Here is an 8,825-nt window from a genome sequence, read left to right as displayed (position 1 = left end):
CGAGGGAGCGGGTGGAGGCCGGGTCGGCGTCCGGGTTAGGTTGGCGGGCATGAGGCTGGGCGTCGACTTCGGAACCACCCGCACGATCGTCGCCGTGGCCGACCGCGGCAACTACCCGGTGGTCGCGTTCGAGGACTCCTCCGGCGACCTGCACGAGTACTTCCCGTCCGTCGTCGCGCTGCGCGGGACGAGCCTGCTCTACGGGTTCGAGGCCCTCGCGGCCGCCGCGTCCGGTGCCCCGACGCTGCGCTCGGTGAAACGGCTCCTCGGCGCACCCGAGGTCGCAGCCGACACCCCGGTCGAGATCGGCGGGGCCACCTTCGGGCTGCTCACCGTCCTCACCGGTTTCCTGGGCGCGCTCCGCTCCGCCCTGGGGAACGCGTCCACCATCGCTGCGGAGGTCGGTGCGGCCACGGAGTGCCCGAGCGTCGTGTCGGTGCCCGCCCACGCGCACGGCGCGCAGCGGTTCCTCACCCTCGAGGCGTTCCGCAGGGCGGGGTTCGACGTGACCGGGCTGGTCAACGAGCCGTCGGCGGCCGGCTTCGAGTACACCCACCGGCAGGGGCGGACGCTGAACTCCGGGCGCAACCAGGTGCTGGTCTACGACCTCGGCGGCGGCACGTTCGACGCGTCACTGGTCGAGGTCGCGGGGGTGCGCCACGACGTGATCGGGTCGGTCGGGGTGAACCGGCTGGGCGGCGACGACTTCGACCAGGTGCTGGCGGAGCTGGCGCTGGACGCGGCCGGACGGCCCGTGCTCGAGGAGGCCGCCCGGCAGCGCCTGCGAGACGAGTGCCGGGAGGCCAAGGAGCGGATCACGCCGCAGGCGAAGCGGATCACCCTCGACGTCGCGGGTGCGCCGGTCACCGTCGCGGTGGAGGACTTCTACGCGGTGGCGGCCGGGCTGGTCAACGCGAGCCTGGAGGCGATGGCGCCCCTGGTCGGCGCGCTGGAGGACGAGGTCGAGACGATCGGCGGACAGGTGGCGGGCATCTACCTGGTCGGCGGCGGCAGCGGGCTGCCGCTGGTGCCGCGGCTGCTGCGGGAGCGGTTCGGCCGGCGGGTGCACCGCTCGCCCTACCCGTCGGCGTCCACGGCGATCGGGTTGGCGATCGCCGCCGACCCTGCGTCCGGCTTCGCGCTGACCGATCGGCTCTGGCGCGGGTTCGGTGTGTTCCGCGAACGATCCGGGGGACGCGGCGTCCGCCTCGACCAACTGGTGGACCGCAACACCGCGCTGCCCGCCCACGGTGAACTCAGCGTCACGCGGCGCTACCGGGCCGTGCACAACGTCGGCTGGTACCGCTTCGTGGAGTACGCCGACCTCACTCCGGACGGCGAGCCGCGTGGCGACCTGGCGCCGTTCGCGGAGGTGCGCTTCCCGTTCGACCCCGCCCTGCAGGGACGCTACGTCCTCGACGCCGTGCCGGTGCAGCGCTGGGACCACGGTCCGCTCGTCGAGGAGTCCTACCGCGTCGACCCGCACGGCATCGTCAGCGTCCGCATCTGTGACCTCGACACCGGCTACAGCCAGGTCTACGGTCTGGGCCGCGGCGCCGAGTAGGACGCCCGCCACCGGTTCCGGAGTGGCGGGCGGGGGGGGGGGGAGGGTCTCCACAGGCCCGCCGCGACTCGAGGGCGCCGCCGCCCACCTGTCGTCCGGCCCGCGGCCGCGGCTCAGTGGTCGTTCCGCAGTTCCACGATCTGGCGGACGCCGCGGAGCCGGAAGGCGAAGCGGAGACGCTGCCAGGTCGCAGGAAGTCGCGGCTCGACCGTCCAGCCGTCGTCGGTGATGCGCAGGCCGGCGAAGCCGAGGACCACCGCCTGCCACAGGCCCCCGGCCGACGCGCCGTGGATGCCGTCGGACGCGTTCCCGCGCACGTCGTCGAGGTCCGCGCGTGCCGCGCGCAGGAATTGGGCGTACGCGGCGGCCGGGTCGCCGGCTCTCGCCGCGATCACGCTGCTCACGGCGGGGCCGAGGCTCGACCCCTGCTCGTGGTCGGTGCGCGGGTCGTAGTAGTGGTAGTTGGCCGCCAGCGACTCCGCGTCGAACAGGTCGGGCAGCTGGAACGCCAGCATCAGCACGTCGGGCTGCTTGACCGTCTGCGTGCGCTGAACCCCCTCCGCGCCGAGCAGGACCTGCATCGACAGCTGGCGCGCAGGGTTGCGCAGCCTGGCGGCGTCGACGTCGTCGCGGTCGAAGTAGCCCGCGAACTGCTCCAGCACGCGGTCCCGGATCCGGGGCGGCGCGAGGTGGTCGGCGACCTGCGCCCATCGCCGGCGCTCCTCGGGCCCGATGCCGAGGTCGGCGGACAGCCGCCCGGCCCGCTCGGGCGCGGTCCGCTCCAGCCAGGCGAGCACCCGGTCCGCGGTGCGGAGGTGCCAGGCCGCGAGAAGGTTGGTGTAGGCGTTGTCGTCGACGTGTTCGTGGTACTCGTCGGGCCCCACGACGTCGCGGAGGTGGAAGCTCCCGTCCGCGTCCGCCCGGGCCAGGGATGCCCAGAAGCGCGCGCCGTCGAGGATCACCTCCGCGCCCTGGTCGCGGACGAAGGCGTCGTCTCCGGTGACGGTCCAGTACTGGACGACAGCCAGTGCGATGTCGGCGGTGATGTGCACCTCGAGGTCGCCCGACCAGACCCGCATGCGGGCTCCCGAGCCGGCGGCGGCCTCGATCCACGGCGGGGTGACCTCCGCGCCGGTGCCTGCGCTCTCCCACGGGAACTGGGCGCCGCTGCGGCCGGCGGCGGCCGCCTTCGCCCTCGCGCCGGCGAGACGCCGGCACCGGTAGGCGAGCATGTTCCTGGCGACGTCGGGCTGGGTGAAGGTGAACACGGGCAGCATGAACGACTCGGTGTCCCAGAACACGTGATGCCGGTAGCCGTACCCGGACAACGTCTTCGCGCCGATGCTGGCGTCCTCGGTGAAGCGCGGCGCGGCGGCGTTCAGCTGGAACAGGTTGTAGCGCACGGAGAGCTGCGCCTCCGGGTCGCCGTCGATCTCCACGTCGCAGTCCGCCCAGACCTGGGCCCACGCCTCGCTGGACGCGGTGAGCGCCGCCGACCAGCCCATCGTGTCCAGCCGGTCGGACACCTCGCGGGCGGCGTTGAGCGGGACCGCGGTGTCGATCGCGGGCACGATGCCCACACTGCGGATGATCTCGACCGGCTCGCCCGCCCGGAGGGTCAGCCGGTAGTCCAGCGCGGGCTGGCCGTCCGCGTCCCCGGGGGTGAGGTCGGCACTGGCGGACAGCCGTGGCCGTACCACGACCCCGATCGGGATCCCGGTGCCCCTGGTCACGGCGACCAGCGTGACGCCGTCCTCGCCCGCCGACTGGCCGACCAGCCGCCAGTGCAGGCGTCCGGTGTTCTCGACGTGCACGCTCGCGCCCACCCGAACGCGGAGGTCGGCGACCCCTGCCGTCAGCTCGACCGTGGTGCGGAGCATCGCCCCGTACGGCTCGACGAGGCTGATGAACCGTTCGTGGCGGACCTTCAGGTCCGCGCCGGCTGCGACCGGCCAGTCGAAGGCGCGGCGGAGGAGCCCGGTTCGCAGGTCGAGGGTGCGCCGGCCGCCGGCCGCGTCCTCGTACCGGACCCGGCGGTCGTCCAGCCACAGGTCGAGGCCCCACCAGCGGGGCAGGTTGGCCAGCTCGGTGGCGTGGACGTCCAGGTCGTCCCAGACCCGGTGCATGAACGAGCCGGCGGTCTCCTGCGGATGTCCCTCCTCGAAGGTTCCGCGCAGGCTGAGGTTGCCGTTGCCGATGGTGAAGACCGTCTCGCGGTGGCCCATCCGGCCGGGGTCGAACCCGTCCCTGCCGACCATCCAGCCGGCCGCGTCCTGGTCGGCGAGCGGGACTCGTGCTCCGGTCATGGCGCGCTCCTCTGGGGCGGGCCGGCGCGGGGTTCCACCGGCCGTCGTCTCCATCCCAACAGTAGGCCCCACCGGTTCCGGTCAGGACGCGCCGGAGCGGCCACACCCGGCACGGGCGGACGGTGCTCGCCCTCAGACGTCGAGAGGCAGGGGATCGACGTCCACCTCGACGGCGAGGTCGGACGTGCCCGCCTCGGTGAACACCACGCCGCGCAGCGGAGACACGTCGGAGAAGTCGCGACCCCAGGCGGTGACGATGTAGCGGGAGTCAGCGAAGTGGTCGTTGGTCGGGTCGAGGTCGAGCCACGCCCCGCCCGGGGTCAGCACGGACGCCCACGCGTGGGTGGCGTCGGCGCCCCTGAGCTTCTGCCGGCCCGGCGCGGGGGACGTCTCGAGGTATCCGCTGACGTACCGCGCAGGCAGGCCCACCGCTCGCAGGCAGCCGACCGCGAGGTGGGCGAAGTCCTGGCAGACCCCCTTGCGCAGGTCGAGCAGTTCGCCGAGGGTCGTCCGCACCGAGGTCGAACCCTGCCGGTAGGCGAAGTCGTGGAAGATCCGGTGGCACAGGGCGTCCACCGCCTGCCCGAGCGGCCGGTCGGGGGCCAGTTCGGACGCGGCGTAGGCGCGTACCTTCGGCCCGATCGCCACCAGCGGCGACGGCAACGTGAACTCGGCCAGCTCGACGGCGTCGAGGGAGGCGGCCAGCTCTGCGACCGCGGACCCGACCGTCCAGGCGTCGAGCGCGGCCAGGTCCGGCTCGGGCCAGTCGACCTCGACGACGCTGGTCGCCGACACGGTCAGCTCCAGCGTGGGCTCGCGGGTCTCCAGGTAGACCGAGTGGTTGCCGAAGTAGTCGAGGTGGCTGGCGACCAGGTCCGAGGGCGGGATCGCGACCACCTCGGAGGTGACCACCCGCTGCGTCGGCGTCTCACGGAGCTGCAGGACGCCGCGGTTGTAGCAGGCCTCCAGAACCTCGTCGTAGGTGTAGCGGGTGAGGTGCCGCACCCGGTAGCGGTGACGTCCGTAGGTCATCAGCCCACCTGCCTGGGCGTCGACCAGGTCTCGGCGGTGCGCCGGGTGGCCTGGCGTACGAAGTGCCGGGCCGCGATCCGCTCGCCCAACCCTTCCAGGGCGGCGGCGAGCTGGTGCAGGCGCTCGGCCGCGTCGTCCGGCGCCGCGTCGGCGAGGGCGTCGACGTCGGCGAGGATCGCATCCGCCTGGCCGGCGAGCCGCTCATCGCCCACCATCCGGAGGTCGGCGGCGAGGGCGGCCAGCGAGTGCGCGACCGAGCGCGGATTGGCCGGATCGTGCACGAGCAGCTGGCGGACCGACTCGGTGGCCGTCGCCGGGCCGGTGCCGGACGCGGCCCGGCGCCGATGGGTGATGATGCTCTCCCCGGACCGCAGCACGGCGTCGGCGACCAGGTCGGCGGTCGGTCCCGGCGCCGGCTCCAGCATCGTGTGACGCAGCAGCGAGACGGTGTGCCGGGCGCGCTCCAGCCGGCTGCCCGCGTCCAGGAACGCCCACGAGGAGTCGCGAACCATGCTCTGCGCCATGATCCCTGCGTAGGCCAGCAGCGACTCCAGCACGTCGGCGAGCAGCGGCTGCAGGGCGTCCTCCTCGTCGGGCGGGGACGCCAGCGTGCGCTCCAGGCGGCTGAAGACGCTCCAGATGTCCACGCTCATCAGGTCGCGGACCTCCTGCGCCTCCGAGGTGAGCCGCCGGGCGGCGTGGTGGACGCCGCCGCGGGCCCGCGGGTCGAGCGCGACCCTGGTCAGGTAGCCCAGCGACGACTCGGCGTACCAGCGCTCGATCCGGGTGATCCTGGCCACCGCGTCGACCAGCCGGGCGGACGCCGCCGCGCCCCAGCTGCCGGGCCGCGCACTGAAGTCCTCGGCGAGGTCGTCGGCCACCTTGACCAGGCGGGCCGTTCCCTCGGCCCGCTCGGCGAAGCGTCCGATCGTCATCAGGGTGTGTGCGACCCGGGGTGGCAGCGCAGACTCCCGCGCCAGGGTGAGGCGTGGCCGGACGCGCTCGGGCTCGCTGCCCTCGACGGCCGACGCCGGCACCCAGACGTCCTTGGCGAGCGTCCCGGCGAGGCTGGACACCGTGTGCTCCCGGGTGCTGGCCGCCACCCTGCCGAGGCCGCCGGGGAGGAACTCGTAGTCGTCGCCGGAGGCCACGCCGAAGGTGCGCAGGACGAACCGGCGCGGTTCCAGCCCGGTCGGCGTGACGACGGGGGCGGTGGACAGCTCGATCGGCTCCTGGCCGCACCACGCCCACGGCTCCTCGCGGATCCGCCGGGCCAGGTCGTCCCGCTCCCCGGCGCTGAGCAGCCACCCGTACCGGACGGCCGGCCCGCCGGTGCGGGCGACCGGCTTGACCACCAGCCGCTCCAGGTTGGCCAGGACGTGGCCGAGTTCGGCCTCCTGCCCGCACCACCACGTGGTCGGGGAGTCCAGCAGCAGGTCCTCGCCGAGCAGCGCATGGGCGACCGGACGCAGATGCGCGATCAGGGCGGGGTTGTCCAGGACGCCGACGCCGACCGGGTTCACGACCGTCACCGCACCGCGGCGGGCGGTCTCGACCATGCCGGGCAGGCCGACCTCGGAGTTGCCGCGGAACTCCAGCGGGTCGGCCAGCAGCGCGTCCACCCTGCGCAGGATCACGTCCACCGGGTCGAGGGTGTCGCCGGCGCGCAGCCAGACGCGTCCCTTGCTGACCACCAGGTCGTCGGCCTCGGCGAGGGGGAACCCGAGCATCGCGGCGAGGAAGCCCTGGTCGTAGCTGGTCTCGCTGGCCGAGCCCGGGGACAGCAGCACGACCCGTGGCGTCTCCGACCCGCCGGGTGCGGCGTCCAGCAGGGCGCCGGTCATGGCATGGAAGAAGCCGCGCAACCGGGCGAGATCGCTGGACCGGTGCAGCCCGGCCAGAACCCGGCTGACGATCCGCCTGGTCGCCATCGCGTAGCCGGCTCCGGCGGGTGCCTGGGTACGGTCGGAGATCACCCGCCAGGTACCGGATGCGTCGTGGGCGAGGTCGGTCGCGGTGAGCACGAGCTGGCGTCTGCGGGCGGCCGGAATGCGGTCGGCCGGACGCGTGAAACCGGGGTGGGCGAGGATCGCGGCCGGCGGCAGCACCCGGTCGCGGAGCAGCGTCCGGTCGGAGTAGAGGTCGGCGAGCACCGCGTCCAGCAGCACGGCGCGCTGGGTGAGGCCACGCTCCAGCGACGCCCAGTCGGAGGCGTCCAGGGGGAGCGGGAGCGGGTCGACCAGCCAGGGCTCGCGGACGCCGGAATCGGCGGCGCCGTAGGTGATGCCCTCGTCCGACACCAGCCCCGCGGCCTCGGCGCGGGCGGCGAGCAGGCCGGCCAGGCCCATCGCGTCGATGGTGGCCGCGAGGCCCTCGGCGTGCCGGCGCGGACCGTCCCCGTCCACGAGCTCGTCGGTGCGCGAGCGGGCGGGGTGGGACAGGTAGGCGTCGAGCAGCGGGCTGGGGAGCTCGGACGCCGACGCGGACATGGCGACACGATACCGACGCCCCCGCGCGGTCCCCTCCGGTGTTCGGGACGAGTGCGGGATGACGCCCCGGAACGGCCCGACGCGCGGGCCGTCCGGGGCTCACCCGATCAGGGTCACCCCCGCCAGGGCGACCCTGAAGCCCCTGCCTGTGGCGGTGTTGCCGCAGGTCACGCCGGTCTTCGCGCTGAGGCAGACGTAGTCGCCCCTGACCAGCTTCCGCCCGTACGGCAGCACGGCGAGGGACTGGTGGTCGATGTGGACCTTCGGCAGCCCGGTCCCCTTCCACCAGCCGACGTTCTCGCCGTTCGTCTGCGGGAGCGCCTCCGCCCCGCCGCTGCAGAAGAAGGAGCCGGCGGCCGTGCCGACGGTCACGCCGGTGACGTCGAGGTCCTCTCCGGGGCAGACCGTCGCGGGCTCGGGAACGTCCCCGCGGTCCATGCCGGACGGGAAGTGGCACAGCGCGTGGTCGGAGCCGATCGAGCACCAGATCCGCCCGGACGGGCTGGCGAAGTCCGCGGCGGGGAACGCGTCGGCGTCGATCGCGCCGTCGGTGTCCGGGATCCTCAGGGTGGTCGTGGTGCCGCTCGCCGACGGGCTGGGGCTGGTGGGGCGCTGGGCGGGCGTCGGCGTGATCACCTGGATCGGCGTGGGCGTCCAGGTCGACGCGGGGGTGCAGCCGGTGAGCAGGCACAGGGCAACGGCGCAGCCGAGCCGCGCGCGCACCATCGGGCCCCCGTTCCTGTCGCCTGTGGGGGACAGTCTCGCCCCCGCCGTCCGCACCGGCCCCTGAAAGCCCGCGAAAGAATTGCTGAGCACCCCCCGTCCCTCCGAGCGCCCCGGCGGACGCATGGTCCGGGGTGGCGTGGGCGAGCGGGCCGCGGGGGAGAATCGGGGGATGGGACATCGAAGGGCGCTGGTGCTGGGCAGCGGCGGGCTGACCGGGATGGCCTGGCAGGCCGGGGTGTTGGCCGGGTTGGCGGACGCGGGCGTCCGGCTGGAGTCCGACCTGGTGGTGGGGACGTCGGCCGGCGCCCTGCTCGGCGCGCACCTGGCGTCCGGGACCGGCCTGGACGCCGTGGTGGCACGGCTGCGCACGCTGCCCGGAAGGGTCGGTTCGATCGGGTGGCCGGCCGCGTCCGCCCTGCTGGCCGCCCAGCTCTACCCCAGCCGCCGGCACGCCCTGGCCTGGCTGGGCCGGCGGGCGGCGAAGAGCTGGACACCGGAGCGCTCGGCAGAGTGGCTGCGGGCGGTGGCCGGCGACCTGGCCGGGCGCGAATGGCCCGGACCGCTGGTCGTCGTGGCCACCGACGCCGCGACCGGACGGCCGGCCTTCCTCAGCGCCGCCCGGCCCGCCGACCTCGCTGCCGCCGTCGCAGCGAGTTGCGCGATCCCGGGAGTCCTGCCCGCCGTGCGGATCGACGGCCACCTGTTCAT

6 protein-coding genes are annotated in these 8,825 nt (G+C 74.3%); 2 read left to right on the top strand and 4 right to left on the bottom strand.

Translation table 11 applies throughout. The features are described from left to right. The first annotated feature begins 49 nt into the window (after window positions 1-49). On the top strand, window positions 50-1,564 hold the full coding sequence (locus QM633_RS09180; protein WP_415153451.1) for an Hsp70 family protein: 1,515 nt from the start codon (window positions 50-52) through the stop codon (window positions 1,562-1,564). 113 nt (window positions 1,565-1,677) lie between these two features. Here QM633_RS09180 and QM633_RS09175 read toward each other — a convergent pair whose 3' ends face one another. The 4 genes from QM633_RS09175 to QM633_RS09160 form a co-directional block, all read right to left on the bottom strand. Continuing rightward, entirely contained in the window at window positions 1,678-3,870 is a 2,193-nt protein-coding gene (locus QM633_RS09175) for a glycosyl hydrolase family 65 protein (RefSeq protein WP_415153450.1), read from the bottom strand. Window positions 3,871-4,002: 132 nt separating this feature from the next. After that, window positions 4,003-4,902 carry a transglutaminase family protein gene (locus QM633_RS09170; RefSeq protein ID WP_415153449.1) on the bottom strand — a complete coding sequence of 300 codons (900 nt, stop codon included), beginning with the start codon at window positions 4,900-4,902 and terminating at the stop codon, window positions 4,003-4,005. Beyond that, window positions 4,902-7,391, bottom strand: coding sequence for a circularly permuted type 2 ATP-grasp protein (locus QM633_RS09165; RefSeq protein ID WP_415153448.1), 2,490 nt, complete (start codon window positions 7,389-7,391; stop codon window positions 4,902-4,904). The genes QM633_RS09170 and QM633_RS09165 overlap by 1 nt, the downstream gene beginning before the upstream one ends. A 99-nt stretch (window positions 7,392-7,490) precedes the next feature. Then, window positions 7,491-8,117: a hypothetical protein gene (locus QM633_RS09160; RefSeq protein ID WP_415153447.1), complete on the bottom strand. Its 627-nt coding sequence runs from the start codon at window positions 8,115-8,117 to the stop codon at window positions 7,491-7,493. Between the two features lie 169 nt (window positions 8,118-8,286). Here QM633_RS09160 and QM633_RS09155 point away from each other — a divergent pair. After that, the coding region (locus tag QM633_RS09155; RefSeq protein ID WP_415153446.1) for a patatin-like phospholipase family protein at window positions 8,287-8,825 on the top strand (539 nt) is incomplete at its 3' end.

This window comes from Propionicimonas sp., assembly GCF_047606205.1.
In the GTDB taxonomy this organism is placed as follows: domain Bacteria; phylum Actinomycetota; class Actinomycetes; order Propionibacteriales; family Propionibacteriaceae; genus Propionicimonas.
This window is presented reverse-complemented; position numbering and strand designations above follow the sequence as displayed.

Excerpts from the sequence above, each read along its gene's own strand:
- QM633_RS09165 (WP_415153448.1), bottom strand. The coding sequence starts at position 7,391 with ATGTCCGCGTCGGCGTCCGAGCTCCCCAGCCCGCTGCTCGACGCCTAC.
- QM633_RS09180 (WP_415153451.1), top strand. The coding sequence starts at position 50 with ATGAGGCTGGGCGTCGACTTCGGAACCACCCGCACGATCGTCGCCGTG.
- QM633_RS09170 (WP_415153449.1), bottom strand. The coding sequence starts at position 4,902 with ATGACCTACGGACGTCACCGCTACCGGGTGCGGCACCTCACCCGCTAC.
- QM633_RS09175 (WP_415153450.1), bottom strand. The coding sequence starts at position 3,870 with ATGACCGGAGCACGAGTCCCGCTCGCCGACCAGGACGCGGCCGGCTGG.
- QM633_RS09160 (WP_415153447.1), bottom strand. The coding sequence starts at position 8,117 with ATGGTGCGCGCGCGGCTCGGCTGCGCCGTTGCCCTGTGCCTGCTCACC.